This is a genomic window from Pseudoalteromonas phenolica (genome assembly GCF_001444405.1).
Taxonomy (GTDB): Bacteria; Pseudomonadota; Gammaproteobacteria; order Enterobacterales; family Alteromonadaceae; genus Pseudoalteromonas; species Pseudoalteromonas phenolica.
The window spans coordinates 3,812,916-3,829,490 of the sequence record NZ_CP013187.1 but is presented as its reverse complement, the minus strand read 5'-3'; the positions used below and the strand labels follow the sequence as shown (position 1 = coordinate 3,829,490).

Below are 16,575 nucleotides of genomic sequence, written 5' to 3'. Positions count from 1 at the left end.
AGAGAGAGTCATGGCCAGCGGAAAAGAGATTAAAAGCAAGATCGGGAGTATCAAGAATACTCAGAAGATCACCAGCGCAATGGAAATGGTTGCTGCTTCTAAAATGAAGAAAGCACAAGACCGTGTGGCTTCAAGCCGTCCATACGCTGAGAACTTACGCAAAGTGATCGGTCGTGTTGCTCAAGCAAATCTTGACTTCCATCACCCGTTCTTAGAAGAGCGCGATGTGAAGCGAGTTGGTTATATTGTTATCTCTACAGACCGTGGTCTATGTGGTGGCTTAAACTCAAACGAGTTTAAGAAAATCACACAAGACGTACAGGCGTGGAAAGAAAAAGGCGTTGAAGCTGAATTCGCTACTTTAGGTAGCAAAGCTGCTGGTTTCTTCCAACGTTTCGGCGGTGATTTACTCGCTAAGAAAGCGGGTCTTGGAGATGCACCTTCAATTCAGGACGTAATTGGTCCTGTAAAAGTAATGCTAGACGCATTCGCTGAAGGCAAAATTGACCGTTTATTCGTGGTATACAACAAATTCGTAAATACCATGAAGCAAGAGCCAACGATCGAACAGTTATTACCTTTGCCAAAAGCTGAAGAAGAAGTATCAGCTCACGCTTGGGATTACCTATATGAGCCGGGCCCAGAAGCGATCCTAGAGACGCTATTGGTTCGTTTCATTGAATCACAGGTTTACCAAGGTGTAGTTGAGAATGCTGCCTCTGAACAGGCTGCCCGTATGGTTGCGATGAAAGCCGCAACTGATAACGCAGGCGACCTAATGGATGAGCTGCAACTTGTTTATAACAAAGCCCGTCAGGCTGCAATCACACAAGAAATCAGTGAGATTGTAGGCGGTTCGGCAGCTGTATAACGCTTCGGCAAAGTTTAACGAGAGGAATAGACATGAGTTTAGGTAAGGTCGTCCAAATTATCGGCGCCGTTGTGGACATCGAGTTTCCACAAGACAACGTGCCAGCCGTATATGACGCACTAAAAGTTACAGATGGCGACTTAGCTGGTTTGACTTTAGAAGTTCAACAGCAGCTAGGTGGCGGTGTGGTACGTGGTATCGCACTTGGTACTACTGACGGTTTACGTCGTGGTACTTCAGTAGAAGGCACAGGCGAGCCAATCAAGGTTCCAGTTGGTACTAAGACCCTAGGTCGTATCATGGACGTACTTGGTCAGCCAATCGATGAAGCAGGTCCAATTGGTGAAGACGAGCGTATGTCAATTCACCGTGCTGCGCCTTCATACGAAGATCAATCAAGTTCAGTAGAACTTTTAGAGACTGGTATCAAGGTAATCGACCTTGTATGTCCATTCGCTAAAGGTGGTAAAGTTGGTCTATTCGGTGGTGCCGGTGTAGGTAAAACCGTAAACATGATGGAACTTATCCGTAACATCGCAATCGAGCACAGCGGTTACTCAGTATTCGCAGGTGTTGGTGAGCGTACTCGTGAGGGTAACGATTTCTACCATGAGATGAACGATTCAAACGTACTAGACAAAGTATCTCTAGTATACGGTCAGATGAACGAGCCACCGGGTAACCGTCTACGTGTTGCACTAACGGGTCTAACTATGGCTGAGAAGTTCCGTGACGAAGGTCGTGACGTACTTTTCTTCGTAGATAACATCTACCGTTACACACTAGCGGGTACTGAGGTATCAGCACTTCTAGGTCGTATGCCTTCAGCGGTAGGTTACCAGCCTACACTAGCTGAAGAAATGGGTGTACTTCAGGAGCGTATCGCGTCTACTAAGACTGGTTCAATCACGTCTATCCAAGCGGTATACGTACCTGCGGATGACTTAACTGACCCATCACCAGCTACGACGTTCGCGCACTTAGATGCAACAGTTGTACTTTCTCGTGACATCGCATCACTTGGTATCTACCCTGCGGTAGACCCACTTGATTCAACTTCACGTCAGCTTGACCCTCAAGTAATCGGTAACGAGCACTACGACACAGCACGTGGCGTTCAGACTGTACTTCAGCGTTATAAAGAACTGAAAGACATCATCGCGATCCTAGGTATGGACGAGCTATCTGACGAAGATAAGCAAGTTGTATCTCGTGCACGTAAAATCCAGCGTTTCCTATCTCAGCCGTTCTTCGTTGCAGAGGTATTCACAGGTGCACCTGGTAAATACGTTTCACTGAAAGACACTATCTCTGGCTTCAAAGGCATCTTAAACGGTGAATACGATGACATGCCAGAGCAAGCTTTCTACATGGTTGGCTCAATCGACGAAGCGATCGAAAAAGCCAAAAACATGTAATTTAGGAGGGTGTTATGGCAATGACAGTACATCTTGACGTAGTAAGTGCAGAGCAGAGTGTATTCTCTGGTGATGTAACCACTATTCAAGTGACAGGTAGTGAAGGTGAGCTAGGTATTCATCCTGGTCACGCGCCACTATTGACTGGCCTAAAACCTGGTATGGTACGTTTAGTTAAACAAGATGGTTCTGAAGACATCATCTATGTTGCTGGCGGTACGCTTGAAGTTCAACCTAAGACAGTAACCGTTCTTGCGGACGTTGCTATCCGTGGTGAAGAGCTTGACGAGCAGGCTGCTGAAGAAGCTAAGCGTGAAGCGCAAGCACAAATGGCTTCAGGCACGACGTCTGAGCTTGATACGCATGCTGCAGCTGTACAGTTAGCAGAAGCAATCGCTCAGCTACGTGTTATTCGCCAGCTACGCAAATAATACATCCTATCTGGTTTAAAAAGCCCGCACTGCAAAGTGCGGGCTTTTTTATTGCAATGAAAAAATCTATATATTGATGTTATTAATACATTTTTTTAAAATCAGCAACAAAGCATAAAATGGTACAAAGAGTTAAGTAGGACATTAGCTTGGCTGTAAACGAGATGTATGATGAAGGAATTCAATTTTAGCAGTGCCATTGTGCAGGTTAAGTTCGCACAGTGGGAACTTGATCCGAAACGACAAGTCATTAGCGATGGCGACATAAGTCGAGAGCTCGAGCCCCTACTTTATAAATTATTATGTTATTTTCTCCTTAATAATGAAGAAATCATCACTCGAGAAGACTTAATTGAGCATGTATGGCGACAACATTATGTTGACGATAATGCCATAAATCGCGCGGTGTCAGAGCTGAGAAAACTGCTCAAATCAGATAAGTTTAAAGGGACAATCATCAAAACGCACTATCGCAAAGGCTATAGCCTTGCTGTCGATAGAGAGCTCGTCGGTTTCGATGGAAAGCAGAGCAATGCTGGTGTAATTAATACCCTAGCGGCTAGCACACCGAGTCAACCAAAGCACCCACCCTATAATTTCTCATTGCGCATTTTACTGGCATCCTGTGTGGTGTTCGTTTTGACTATATTTGGTTATTGGTTTACCCACCAGCAAGGTTTAGCCCAGCCAAATGAGGTCACCCCTCGTAAGTTCAGTGACGCATCAACACAAATATTAAGCTGGCAAAACGCGAGTTTTAGCCAACTTAAAGTGCACCCCAATAACAACGTTTACGCTTATGTAACTGAATCAGACAGTGAACAAGGTATCACAGTACAAGCACTAACAGGTGAGGTCTCAAAACAAATTTCTTTTGCTGGTAGTAAACTGACTTTGTTGGGCTTTTCAGCCATATATGCTGATGTTTTTTACAGAAAGGAGAACACTGAGAACGAATGTGGTATTTGGCGTGTTAATTATTTAAAAGACACGCTGGCTGAAAGAGTTATGGAATGCGGCGGCGATATTCGCTCATTGATAGAATATGATGATCGTTATCTGGTATTCGACCGTTTGGGCTATCGTGACCAGCAAAATATTCGCGCCATTTATACCTATGATAAAGTTCGCAAGCAAACCTCAAGAATTTCAGCGCCAGGAGAGGGGTCTTATGGAGATTATTTACAAACCATAGATGTAGCCAGTAATAGAGTCTATTTTTTCAGAGTTTTACCCGAGAATTTAGATGTTTTTTACACTGACATTGAAGGTAGCTATGTATCAAAATTGTTTAGCAGTAAATTTCTGAGTGACAACTTAAATCTTGTTAATAATGATATATATTTCTTTGGTCGATCTTCTCAGTCACTCTATAAGTACGATGAGATAAATAAGCAAACTATTGAAATATATAAAAATGATTCTAAGCAGGTATTCCAAAACGTATTTAAAATATCAGAATCTCAAAGTATTGCTCAAACTTTGCCTTTTGAAGTGGTAATTGACTTACATTCTTTTAGCGAAACAAAAAAATTTAACCTGGATTATAAGGGTAATATAAACAGCGCAATTCGCTTAAAACAATCACAACAGCTTGTAGTTTTGGCTTTATTCTCCGCAAGCAACTCGAGCATATTGAGCTTTTATGACGATGCAGGCACAAAGCAGCAAGAGATCTCTTTTGATGAACTTAGCTTAAAGATTAAGCCCTCTCTTGATGAAAGGTATCTTTTTGTAAGACATAATAAAGCTGTATCTGTGTTAGACCTAGATGGAAAGCTAATAAAAAGGCTGGAATTTGAAGGGAAAGTGTTAACGATAGAAGTCATGTCTGGTGGGCGTTTGGCGGCCGTAGAGCAAGTTGCGGGCGAAAATAATGCCATCGTTATTGATGTGCTATCAGGTACGCGTAAACGCTTACCGATAAAAGATATCATGTGGTTTAGCTGTTTTGAGGAATATCGTTGCCTAACGCAAAACTTCTATGGTGAATTACGCGTGTATGACCTAAGAAAATTGGGATTTGAATCTCAGATAGCAAAAACGGATACTTTATTTCCTACCTTTACTCGTTTAAAAACGGGGTTTTATTTTACAGATAGGGAAGGTATGAAACAGTTTGATCTAAAAACATTTGCTATAAAAGAACACCTATTGCTACCTAAAGAAGTACGTGAAAATGATCGTTTTGCTACGATTTTGCTAGATGAAACGAGTCAACTTCATATCAGAGTTGAACCTCGCAGCAATGAGGTTGTTTTACACAGCTTTAGCCAGCAATAAGTTAATGCGATTAACTTTTTATTGAGGGCGCCAAATTTTTAATTAAAACCATGGCGCTTTCCTTCCTTTTATTCACGTCGTTTGTTCTTAGACGCATGTGAGTGTTAAAAATGTAGTTTCTTCTTATGCTTGTATCAATTCATTAGTCATTTTAAATATGATGGATTTACCGTTATTAGCCATTTTTTATTCTCACCACAGGTTTGTTAGCTAATATACTTATAAACAGTTTCTTATGACTTCCTAACAATTAAGCTTAACTTTATGAAATTATGAGTTAAGTTCATTTCTTTCCTAATTTGAGCAAGCGTATTTTTCAACGCAATATGTGTCCACTCTTTGATTATGAATACGGACATACAGATATGATGTTAAGAAACAAACTTGCTTTAATCACGCTAGCACTGATGTCGTATTATGCTGCTGCACAAAGCACTCACGACCGCGCATATACAACATTGGCTACGCCTACACAGCTTTCACAAGCCGGTTTTGTAAAAAGCCAGCATGACGATCGTAGCTACAGTGAAATGCGTTTAGATAATGGGTTGCGCGTCGCTGTTGTGTCAGACCCTTCAGTTGCTGAGTCAGCGCTGAGTTTAAGTGTTGGAGTGGGGCAATTTCATGACCCTGAAAACTACCAAGGCTTAGCGCATTTTCTTGAGCATATGATTTTCCAAGGTTCTCGGTCTTTCCCGACCCCTTATACTTTGAAAGACTTCATTGCCAAGCACAATGGCCACTACAATGCGATGACAGAAGCACAACTGACTACGTATTTCTTTACTATTTCAAGTGCACAATTTGACACGGCTTTGACAATGTTGTCAGACGCCATTGCTGCGCCTTTATTTAAAAAAGAAAACATAGATAAAGAACTCACGGCAATAGAGCAAGAGTGGCAACGTCTGAGACAGCAAGATATGTTTGTGGTCAATCGTACATTAGCGAATACGGTGAACCCAGAACACCCAATTAAGCAATTAGGGGTGGGTAATAAAGAAACCTTACAAAATAAAACTGGGCACGGGCAGCTTAGTCTTTACAAAGCGATGCAAGACTTTTATCAAAAGTACTATTCATCGAATATCATGACTTTAACTTTGGTTGGTGATCAATCGGTTGACGAGTTAAAAAAGCTGGCAAAAAAGCACTTTGCTCAGTTACCAAACCGAGAGGTTGCTGATCCGCGAATTACCTTACCAGTATTCACACAAGACACGCTAAATAAAGAAATTAAGCTAAAAACAAAAGTGGCAGCTGATTTATTAATGTTGCAATTCCCACTGCAGAATAATTTTGCGACTTGGCAATACAAGCCCAATGCATATCTAAATATGTTGTTGTCTTCACACGAGCCAGGTTCTTTGGCAGCTAAACTGATTGAGCAAGAGTTAGTCCATATGGTGTTGCCTATGTTATCTCCTAATGCTTATGGCAGCGAAGGAACTGCACTAATACAATTTCAACTAACTGAAAAGGGCAAAAAGAACAAAGATAAAATTATCACTGCCTTTTTTGATTATGTTGCTTTATTGAAGCAAGAAGGCATAAACGAGGGCTACAGTGCAGAGCTAAAACAGCAATTACAAGGTTTGTTCAATGACTATCAAAAACCCTCAGCATTGCATTTAGCAAGACAGTTTAGCCGTATGATGCATAGCGTGCCGGCAAAAGATATTCTGCATTTTGATACGTATTTCTCAGGCTTTAATGCAAAAGCAATTGAGCAGGTGCTCAATAACCTTACCCTTGATAAGGCGCGCATTTGGCATGTTAGCGGCAATGAAAAAGTTGATACTCCATTAAGTTATGCCGATGGCGGGTATCAGGTCGCACCATTATCGAAAAAAGACAAAACCATTTACGCCGCAGGCTCTGGTTTGAAGTTTAATCTTCATGAACCTGAGTTAGATGCTGCACAACATGATGCGCAAATCATCACGCAATCAGATAAGCCGAAGCAGTTACTCGATGGCAAAGGGGTAAGGGCATGGTTAAAAACAAGTAAGCACTTTACTCAGAAACAAGGCGTCATTGCGATTTCACTTGAAAGCCCAAGACTGAACCAAGACCTTAAAAGTCACACGCTGACTAACTTATTAAGTCTCATGATGCTGAAAGACTTACAGCGACTTGGCGTACGTGCTCAGCAGCGTCATCAAACAAATTTGATGTTATTGCAAACATCAAACGGTAATTTAGCCATAAACATTGCCGGGAAAACGGCAAAACATGGCTATTATGCTCAAAAACTGTTTCAAGCAATGGCTGATATGGAGTTTAAAGAATCTCGCTTTAACAGTGCTAAAAAACTCTATAGTAAAAATTTAAGCAATCTTGATAAGTTGCCTTTGATCCAACAATCAGAGCTTTATTTTGGGCAATTAGTCAAAACTGAGGCCATGCATTGGTCACCGCAAGAAATAATTGCTCAACTTGAGACCGTGACATTGTCAGATGTTAAAGCAATGCATAAACAGTTATTAACCGCAACGTATATCGACTTATTCGCGTTTGGCCAATACGGTGAAGATGAAATTAAAACCATTACGCACTCAGTACGTTCAGTGTTAGGAGACACAAGCCAAGTCAATAAGCCGGTATATCTTGATGAATATAAACCTGTTACAGGCTCAGCACTCAACAAGAAAGTTACCACGCCGTTTGATAATACTTACCTTAGAGAGAGCTATATCTATCCGCAAGAATCTTTACCGGTACTATCAGCTCTGAAAGTGATTAATCAGTTGTTTAATAACGCCATATTTAAGACTTTAAGAACTGAAAAGCAAATGGCTTATGCTGTTGGCAGTCGGGCGTTCAGAGTTCACGAGTTTCCGGCATTTAGTATATTTATGGAAAGCGCTGATGCTTCACTTAACGAGATTAAAACCGAGTTTGACAACTTTATAGTCGGTTTTTACAGCGGTTTAGAACAAGTGTCAGAACAAGACATTACAACAGTAAAGCAAGGCTTGATAAAAGAGCTTAAGAAAAAGCCTGAGAATATTTTTGTTGAATCTCAGCCGTATTTCTCTGATTGGCAGAAAGGTAACTACCAGTTTGATTCAAGAGCGCGTTACGAGCAAGCACTTGAAAAGTTAAATAAACAGCAAGTACTCGATGTCTATAAACAAGTTTTACTCGAGTACCAAGCAGAAACTGTCTTACTACAACTAAAAGGGGATGACTCTAAGGGCGGGTATTTCGAGTTTAGTAAGTAACCTGCAATCTGGATAGACAATCTATCTTCAGCTGTTACTTATTCAATATCAATACGCTAGTAAATCTCTTAATCAAAGTTCAGGTTAAGTAGAGCTTGCTGATTAAATTGTACAAGTAGGTTAAGGGGGGTCTTCAGTCTACTTATTTTTCAGTATGGATTTTTCAGTGGTTGTTTGGGAGTTCAGGTTAGAAAATGAAGCAATTAGTTTTTCTTATTTCTCTATTCTGTTTCTTTGGCAGAAGTAGTGAAGTAGTAAACGATGAGGTTGAGTTTGACCGTGTCAGTTGGTTTGTATATTCAGACCATTTGAGCTTAAAGCATCATACTTATCGAAAGAGAGCTGCTTACTCTTTTCATTCTGCAGGTTCTCTAATAGGTATGACGCTCAGTGAGTTGAACAATATGCTTGGAGAGGGAAAACGCTGTGAGGAGACCAGGCAACTCGCGTGCAGCTTATACTATAAAGTCGCTATTTCTGAACAAGAACAGACGGTATTAAATGTCTACTTAGATGATAAATCTCGAGTGTATAGAACAGAAATAGAGCACTTAGGCGAGCCAGCAAATTAGAGTGGGCTTGTGTCATCATCAGCTGAAAGTCCATGCGTTTAATCAAGGTTACTACTGTAACTATTTCAAGGAAGGTTTTGTTTAATGCTTAGAAAGAAACTGACTATTTTCTGTTACCTAATATTAATTGGTTTAATTTATTTAATCGCGACAGGGAGAAGCATCAGCATTAGTTTATACGACGCTGAAGCGGCCAACGATAACAAGGTGCTGACTAGAGAAGAGATTGACGCTGATATTAGCCAGTTTCTTTCAAATTTAAGGGCGTTACATCCGTATTCCGACAACTTTGTCTCTACTGAACAAATCGAACGTAAGTCTCAACAATTGAAGAATGAAGTGTGCCCAGATACTTGCACGATACGAGATCTGAAAATGATTACCCTAAAGCTCATTCATTTTATTGGTACCGATCACTTATTCTTGAGTGGCTTTAAAAAGTCGCTGCCATTTGAGCTGCATAAAGTGTCGCATAACGAGTTCAAATTATTGTTAGATTCGGGAGAGATACTTAGAAATATAAAATACTTAAATGGTATGTCTGTAGAGAAAGTTTGGTTTGACTTAGAGGAGTTAACCCCGCGGCTTAATGCCAATTTAGAAGATAGCTACATCAGTGCTCATTCTAAACATATGCTGCCGTTGTTATTAGATAATAATGCCATAGAGGTAACAGCGACATCTGCAAAGCATACTTTTCTAGCCTCAAAAGCAAATTCATCTTCATCAATATTAATGAGTGAAAATGATGACTCTTTGTATGTAAAAATCTCGTTGATGTCAAAGCTCGATCCCCAAATGTTATTCAATGAATTTAACAAGCTTTCAAAACAACATTTGGTTTTAGATCTGAGAGGAAACAGAGGAGGAAGTGTTGCAAAAACAGCCAAACTATTCGAGTTTTTAACTACGAAACATGGTTTTAAACATATATCGCCATACGAAAATCGATTAATAAAATTAAGTAAAGAACTGACTGAGCTGAATAGAAGTAGCTCGCCATTTTGGTTCTTAAGTAGTGCTTTCTTAGAATGTGGCTTTAAAGACGCTTATTTTTATAAAGAAGTTAAGCCAAAATTGAGCGCTATTTGTGAAAATGTAGAAACGCGAACGCGGGTTAATAAGATTCAAACTTCGCCGCAAATATATATTGTGATTGATGGTGGTACAGCGTCGTCGGCTGCCATTTTTGCAGGGCAAATGAAGCGGACAGGAAAGGCGAGAATATTTGGCTCTGTTGCATATGGTAATGCCCTCAGAAACTATGGTAACTCTAAACTTATTACGCTTAATTATTCTCAACTAGTAGTTGGCATACCAACCACCTATACATACAGAGACCTAAGCCCGGATATTTGGCCTACTAGTCAGTATCATGGGGTCTCACCGCATACTTATTGCCTCAAATCAGCTTGCCTTGATTTGGTTAATGAAGAAATTTATAAAAGTTCGGTGGATTTATAATGATGAAAGAATTACATCAAGTTTAAAGTGTTAATGGTGCAGCTATGAAACAGCTTAAATCTAAGAGTTAAAAGTCTTTGAAGGCCATAGAAGCGACTAATAACCTCTATTAAATATCCCTCGCATGGCGCCACAAAATTTGTGGCCAGTGAATAAGCCCTTTGCAAAGTGGATCTGAGATCAGGCGAAGGGGCTGTAGTTAAGTTTGCGGTATGGTAATGACTACATCCTTTCTAAGGTGGAACAATGGAAAAGATAAACATAAAGGCAGGAAGGTTCACATTAAACCTGTGTTTTACCTTTCTAATTTTTCAAACTTTTTCTGGCTTTTTTAGCTCATTTTCGTTTAGTTACTTAAATGCTCTCTTATTATTATTAATAGGTTCGTTAGTAGTTAAATTTTTATACGCTGAAAATAACCAGCAAACTCGTTTTTATCTCTTTTTGTCTAGTTTTTTAGGCTTTTGTTTGTGGTTAGTAAGTTACTCAGTTTTATGGAGATAGATTCGCTTCAAAAATATTAAATTGCGCTGAATCGTCCAGATTCTTTGACTATCAAAGTTTAAGTGTATTCAATTTTTCATCACTTCCGAAACTTGTCGAGGTGGATAATAGGTCTTTGAGAATTAAAATTTGTTAAGGAATAATATGTGCAAATTTAATTTTATATCAGTATTGAGAGAGTCACTTTTCTATTTTGGTATGTTTACCATGTACAACACTTTGCTCGACTGGTATCAGACCCACAGTTTTGATGTGGCATTTAAAATCGAGGTGTTGCCTTTCTTTTTTATACTCGCCATGGTGAATATTTATTGTTTTTATCGGTATTGGGAACAGGGCGTCAAAAAGAAAGACGAGTTAATTCAGAAATAAAAAATTTAACTGTTTTCAGCTGAGTTTAAAGCCGTTCTACACTTATCAATCGGTTTGTAAGGCGTTACAATAGCGCAAACTTCATACGTATTATTTGTTCTGCTGCTGCAACTTGCAGTATACATTTGCACAAGACGTGATTTGTTTAAAGTAAGCGCAAACTAATATGTATGAAACTGAAACACAAGCAAAGAATAAGGACTCTGTGTTAATGGCACTTACATCTATCATCCTAGCTGCGGGTAAAGGCACTCGTATGCGCTCTAAACTTCCAAAAGTTCTTCACCCGGTTGCAGGTAAACCTATGGTGCAGCACGTAATCGACAATGCAGTATCACTCGGTGCGCGTGAAACAAACTTAGTATACGGCCATGGTCGTGAACAGCTACAAGCGGCGCTTGCGCACAATGAAGTAAACTGGGTTTTACAAGAAGAGCAGCTAGGCACTGGTCATGCTGTTGCTGTCGCAAAAGAGCATATTGCAGATGATGACACGGTTTTAATCTTATACGGTGATGTGCCACTGACGAAAAAGTCGACATTAGAAAAGCTACTCGCCGCGACGCCTGAAAAAGGTCTAGCAGTATTAACCGTGAACCTTGACGACCCAACAGGTTATGGACGTATGCTGCGTGAAAACGACAAACTTGTGGGTATTGTAGAGCAAAAAGATGCAACACCTGAGCAGTTAGCTATTCAAGAGATCAACACAGGTATCATGGCGGCAAATGGTGAGTTGTTAAAGCGTTGGTTAAGTAATCTTTCAAATAACAATGCACAAGGTGAATACTACCTGACAGACATTGTTGCTATGGCGCACAGTGAAGGCGTTGAAATTACTTCGGCTCAGCCAGACCATCCAATGGAAGTTGAAGGCGCGAACAACCGTGTGCAACTTGCGGCCCTTGAGCGCGCTTACCAAGCATGGCAAGCAGAAGAGCTAATGATCAACGGTGCCAGCCTTGCAGATCCAGCACGCATCGACGTGCGTGGTATGGTAAAAACAGGTCAAGACGTACAAATCGATGTGAATGTTATCTTTGAAGGTGATGTTGTGCTCGGCGACGACGTGGTTATTGGCCCAAATTGCGTACTTAAAAACTGTACCATCGGTGATGGTGTCGTGGTAAAAGCCAATACCATGATTGAAGATGCGCAAGTTGCGGCTAAGTGTACGCTTGGCCCATTCGCGCGTTTACGACCTGGTGCGGTGATGGAAGAAGACTCTCACATTGGTAACTTTGTAGAGATGAAAAAATCACGCTTAGGTAAAGGCTCAAAAGCCAATCACTTAACTTATTTAGGTGATGCTGAAGTCGGTGAAAAAGTAAATATTGGTGCAGGTACCATTACTTGTAACTATGATGGCGTGAATAAATCAAAAACCATCATTGGTGACAACGCGTTTATTGGCTCTAATTCTTCTTTAGTAGCGCCTGTGCAAATTGGTGCGACTGCGACAATCGGCGCTGGCTCTGTGATCACTTCAACGGTAGAAGATGAGCAACTGGCTGTTGCGCGTGGTAAGCAACGCAACCTTGATGGCTGGCAACGTCCAGTTAAGAAAAGCTAATAACAAGGCTAAGACAGAGTGAAAAAAGAGCGGCAACGGCCGCTCTTTTACTTTCCTTAACTCTACATAACCTGAGCTTTGGTTAAGAGATTTACTAGCATACTGATATTGAAGTAATAAGTTGTTTTCAAGTCTGCAGCCGGAGACTTTTAGCGATAACAAGGCGAATTTACGCGTCAATAGCTGGCCTATTGCAAGTAAGTTCAACGCAGTTAACGTTGAAAGTAGCCGCTGGAGATAGATTTATTATCCAGAGCTCAGGTTACAAATATTCCTTTATAGTAGGCAAAGTGGTACATTGAATTTCAAAGTTAATTTAACGTTAACATATAAGAAGTAACCTATGGACAGTCTATTCCGCAAAGAAGTGCTGGAGCATAAACGACATCGATTAGAAGGAGCTGTGTCGCTTATTCAGCCACCCATTTTTAGAAGACTCACAGTGTTGATCTTAACGGTCGTCGTTGTCAGTCTGGTATTTTTGAGCCTTGGGCAATACACCCGAAAAGAGCGTGTGAGTGGGGTAATTGAGCCCGATGCCGGTCTTTTACGTGTCGAGGCCTCGCAAGCAGGTTTAATATCAGAAGTGCTCGTTTCAGAAGGCCAATTTGTTGAAGCTGGTGAGCCGTTGTTGAGGATCGCCTCGGCGAAGCATAGTAGCCAAGAGTTAGAACTCAACCAGGCTTTACTTAACCAATATCAATTTCAGCTTAATTCACTCGAGCGACAGATCACCCAGCAAATCGCGCAGGATAACTTAGATCTTGAGCAGTTGAATTTGCAGAAAATCTCTCTCGAGCAGCGTTTATCTGAATTAGATAGCCAAGCCGCTACGTTTAAACAGCGACTCACATTAAATCAGAAGATGGTTGAACAAGTCGGTAGCTTAAAGGGCACTGGCTATATTTCAGAGTTAGAGCTACAAAGACAAAAAGATACCTTATTGTCATTGCAACAGCAGGCGTCGAGTATCAAGTCAGAGCGGGTGTCGCTGGTTAGTCAATTACAGCAACTAGAAAAGCAAATTGAGCAGCGACCTTTGCAACAGCAAACACGTATTGCACAATTGGAGTCACAGCGCGCCGATCTTAAAATGCAGTTGTCGTCGATTGAGCAGCAGCGCCTAGGTGAGTTAAGAGCACCTAAATCAGGTATTGTCAGTGGTCTCACTGCAAAAGTAGGTAAAACAGTGACAACAGGGCAAAGCTTACTCTCAGTGCTACCTGAAAACAGTGAAATGCAAGCAATCGTCTATGTGCCTACTTCGGCTTTCGGCTTCGTTGATGTTGGCCAAAATGCGCGTTTGCGTTACCACGCCTTCCCTTATGAAAAATTTGGGGTGTACGATGGCACCATCAAAGAAATCAGTAATTCAGTGATATTACCTGAAGAGGCCTCAACCCCAGGCGTACTGACAGAACCCGCTTATCGTGTGGTTGTGGCACTCTCTGAACAAGATATTCAAGCTTATGGAAAAGCAACACCACTTAGAGCGGGTATGAGACTCGACGCAGATATCGTGATCGAAGAACGTTCACTTCTACGTTGGTTATTTGATCCGGTATTTAGTATTAAAGGTCAGTTGTAGACTTTCAGCATTAGACAAATATATAACAATAATAAGGCAGTAAAAGATGCATGAAGAAGATGAAGGTGTGGTAAATAAACTACAGTTTTGGTCAAGGAACTCATTGCCCATTATTTTACAGTCGGAAGCCGCAGAATGTGGCTTAGCAAGTTTAGCAATGGTGGCGTGCTATCATGGCTATCAAACCGACTTGGTATCTATTCGACAAAAATTTAGCATTTCTCTTGAGGGCGCAACGCTGCTCGATATCATGGGATTTGCTGAGCAACTCAAGTTAAGCACAAGACCACTGCGTATTGAGCTTGAAGACCTCGACGCATTGCAAACGCCCTGTATTTTACATTGGGATCTCAATCACTTTGTGGTGCTAAAGAAAGCCAATGAAAAGCGCATTGTCATTCACGACCCTGCTAAAGGTGAGAAAACACTGACCCTTGAAGAAGCGTCAAAACATTTCACTGGTGTTGCACTCGAACTCACACCGACTAAAGACTTTGAAAAACAAGAAAGTAAACCCACGCTAAGATTCTCTGACTTTTGGAGCCGAATCTCGGGTCTTAAACGTTCTTTATTACTAATCTTCTTACTGTCTTTACTGTTGCAAGTATTCACCCTGGCTGCACCTTATTACATACAGTTGGTCATTGATGATGTTGTACTCACAGGCGACACCTCCTTATTGACTGTACTCGCAGTGGGTTTCTTCTTGGTATTAGTGTTTGAGATAGCCACCAATGCACTGCGGGGTTTTACCTTGCTGCATTTTGGTAATCAAATGAATATTCAGCTCGGTGCCAATTTATTCCATCACCTTGTACGCTTGCCGATTTCTTACTTTGAAAAGCGCCATATGGGTGATGTAGTCTCGCGTTTTGGTTCACTACAGCAAGTTAAACAACTACTCACCACTGGGGTTATTGAGGCCATTATTGATGGTCTAATGGCGATAATCACCTTGGCGATGATATTCTTCTATAGCCCAACCCTTTCTGCGGTGGTGCTGGTGGCGGTATTTGCCTATGCCGGCGTGCGAATTGCTATGTATAAGCCATATCGTGCGATCAGCGAGCAAGAGATCATGGCAAGAGCTGAAGAAAACTCTAACTTCATGGAAACAGTGCGAGGCATTCAAACCATCAAGTTATTTGGTTCTGAGGTAAAGCGTGAAGGGCAATGGCAAAACCGGTATGCCAATGCCATTAATCAGAATATTCGCATTGGTAACTTTAATATTGGTTACGAAGCCATAAACCGTGCTTTATTTGGTATTGAAAACATTGTGGTGGTCTACTTGGCCGCGCACTTAGTGATCCAAGGCGGATTCAGTACCGGTATGTTATTTGCGTTTATGTCTTACAAACGCCAGTTTATGGAAAAAACCGCCAACCTCATTGAGAAGTTTATCGAGTTCAAGATGTTAGGTTTACACTTTGAGCGTATAGCAGATATTGCACTGACCGAAAAAGAAGATTTACAGCCAGCGAATATCAAACGTCATAGCATTGAAGGTGATATTGAAATCAAAGGCGTGAGCTTTGCTTATTCAGATGCAACACCGAATGTACTTGATAACTTGAGTTTGAAGATAAAAGCTGGCGAGTCGGTGGCAATCACGGGTCCTTCTGGTTGTGGTAAATCTACGCTACTAAAACTCTTATTGGGGTTAAATAAAGCCAAATCTGGCGAAGTGCTGATTGATGGCGTACCGCTTGAGCAAATAGGTGCACGACAATATCGACAGCAAATCGCGGCGGTCATGCAAGACGACGAGCTTTTATCTGGGTCGGTATCAGATAATATCGCTTTCTTTGATTCACCTGTTGATATGGAACGCGTTGTCTATTGCGCGCAGCTTGCAGCCATTCACGATGATATTGCCCAAATGCCAATGGGCTATGACAGCTTAATTGGCGATATGGGCTCAAGCTTATCAGGGGGTCAAAAGCAGCGTATTATTCTTGCCAGAGCTTTGTACAAACAACCTAAGATCTTGTTTATGGATGAAGCCACCAGCCACTTAGATACTAATTTAGAAGCTGATATTAATGAGGCGGTTTCCCGTTTAGATATCACCCGAGTGATCATTGCCCACCGGAAAGAAACCATTGCGTCCGCTGATAGAGAAATTAAGTTAGTGAAACCTTTAACAGCAGATCAAAAAGAGGCTACCTCGTAAATCAGGCAAAGAGAATAAACATGCTGGACAATCAACTGGCATGTTTATCTTTCATTTCATCTACAATTACGCCCGTTCATCTCTAAATATACCCAA

At 41.1% G+C, this 16,575-nt stretch carries 11 protein-coding genes; all 11 read left to right on the top strand.

Annotation, left to right across the window (positions count from 1 at the left end; all coding sequences use genetic code 11):
• The first annotated feature begins 10 nt into the window (after positions 1–10).
• The 11 genes from atpG to PP2015_RS17190 all read left to right on the top strand — a co-directional run bounded on the left by atpG (position 11) and on the right by PP2015_RS17190 (position 16,479).
• A complete protein-coding gene (atpG, locus tag PP2015_RS17245) occupies positions 11–871 on the top strand; it encodes a F0F1 ATP synthase subunit gamma (RefSeq protein ID WP_058031479.1) in 861 nt (286 codons plus the stop codon).
• Between the two features lie 32 nt (positions 872–903).
• Complete coding sequence (atpD, locus tag PP2015_RS17240; protein ID WP_058031478.1) at positions 904–2,289, top strand: F0F1 ATP synthase subunit beta; 1,386 nt, start codon at positions 904–906, stop codon at positions 2,287–2,289.
• Positions 2,290–2,303: 14 nt separating this feature from the next.
• Complete coding sequence (locus PP2015_RS17235; RefSeq protein ID WP_058031477.1) at positions 2,304–2,720, top strand: F0F1 ATP synthase subunit epsilon; 417 nt, start codon at positions 2,304–2,306, stop codon at positions 2,718–2,720.
• Between the two features lie 168 nt (positions 2,721–2,888).
• Positions 2,889–5,003 carry a winged helix-turn-helix domain-containing protein gene (locus tag PP2015_RS17230; RefSeq protein ID WP_058031476.1) on the top strand — a complete coding sequence of 705 codons (2,115 nt, stop codon included), beginning with the start codon at positions 2,889–2,891 and terminating at the stop codon, positions 5,001–5,003.
• A gap of 365 nt (positions 5,004–5,368) precedes the next feature.
• On the top strand, positions 5,369–8,230 hold the full coding sequence (locus PP2015_RS17225; RefSeq protein ID WP_058031475.1) for an insulinase family protein: 2,862 nt from the start codon (positions 5,369–5,371) through the stop codon (positions 8,228–8,230).
• A 194-nt stretch (positions 8,231–8,424) separates the two neighbouring features.
• Entirely contained in the window at positions 8,425–8,802 is a 378-nt protein-coding gene (locus PP2015_RS17220) for a hypothetical protein (RefSeq protein WP_058031474.1), read from the top strand.
• An 84-nt stretch (positions 8,803–8,886) separates the two neighbouring features.
• Positions 8,887–10,266: a S41 family peptidase gene (locus PP2015_RS17215; RefSeq protein WP_058031473.1), complete on the top strand. Its 1,380-nt coding sequence runs from the start codon at positions 8,887–8,889 to the stop codon at positions 10,264–10,266.
• Positions 10,267–10,914: 648 nt separating this feature from the next.
• A complete protein-coding gene (locus tag PP2015_RS17205; protein ID WP_058031471.1) occupies positions 10,915–11,142 on the top strand; it encodes a hypothetical protein in 228 nt (75 codons plus the stop codon).
• Positions 11,143–11,353: 211 nt separating this feature from the next.
• Complete coding sequence (gene glmU, locus PP2015_RS17200) at positions 11,354–12,715, top strand: bifunctional UDP-N-acetylglucosamine diphosphorylase/glucosamine-1-phosphate N-acetyltransferase GlmU (protein WP_058031691.1); 1,362 nt, start codon at positions 11,354–11,356, stop codon at positions 12,713–12,715.
• Between the two features lie 343 nt (positions 12,716–13,058).
• Positions 13,059–14,303 carry a beta-barrel domain-containing protein gene (locus PP2015_RS17195; protein WP_058031470.1) on the top strand — a complete coding sequence of 415 codons (1,245 nt, stop codon included), beginning with the start codon at positions 13,059–13,061 and terminating at the stop codon, positions 14,301–14,303.
• 46 nt (positions 14,304–14,349) lie between these two features.
• The gene (locus tag PP2015_RS17190; RefSeq protein ID WP_058031469.1) at positions 14,350–16,479 is read left to right on the top strand and encodes a peptidase domain-containing ABC transporter; all 2,130 of its coding nucleotides are present in this window, start codon (positions 14,350–14,352) and stop codon (positions 16,477–16,479) included.
• Positions 16,480–16,575 lie beyond the last annotated feature (96 nt).

Coding starts and splice junctions, on each gene's coding strand:
- atpG (WP_058031479.1), top strand. CDS start 11: ATGGCCAGCGGAAAAGAGATTAAAAGCAAGATCGGGAGTATCAAGAAT.
- atpD (WP_058031478.1), top strand. CDS start 904: ATGAGTTTAGGTAAGGTCGTCCAAATTATCGGCGCCGTTGTGGACATC.
- PP2015_RS17235 (WP_058031477.1), top strand. CDS start 2,304: ATGGCAATGACAGTACATCTTGACGTAGTAAGTGCAGAGCAGAGTGTA.
- PP2015_RS17230 (WP_058031476.1), top strand. CDS start 2,889: ATGATGAAGGAATTCAATTTTAGCAGTGCCATTGTGCAGGTTAAGTTC.
- PP2015_RS17225 (WP_058031475.1), top strand. CDS start 5,369: ATGATGTTAAGAAACAAACTTGCTTTAATCACGCTAGCACTGATGTCG.
- PP2015_RS17220 (WP_058031474.1), top strand. CDS start 8,425: ATGAAGCAATTAGTTTTTCTTATTTCTCTATTCTGTTTCTTTGGCAGA.
- PP2015_RS17215 (WP_058031473.1), top strand. CDS start 8,887: ATGCTTAGAAAGAAACTGACTATTTTCTGTTACCTAATATTAATTGGT.
- PP2015_RS17205 (WP_058031471.1), top strand. CDS start 10,915: ATGTGCAAATTTAATTTTATATCAGTATTGAGAGAGTCACTTTTCTAT.
- glmU (WP_058031691.1), top strand. CDS start 11,354: ATGGCACTTACATCTATCATCCTAGCTGCGGGTAAAGGCACTCGTATG.
- PP2015_RS17195 (WP_058031470.1), top strand. CDS start 13,059: ATGGACAGTCTATTCCGCAAAGAAGTGCTGGAGCATAAACGACATCGA.
- PP2015_RS17190 (WP_058031469.1), top strand. CDS start 14,350: ATGCATGAAGAAGATGAAGGTGTGGTAAATAAACTACAGTTTTGGTCA.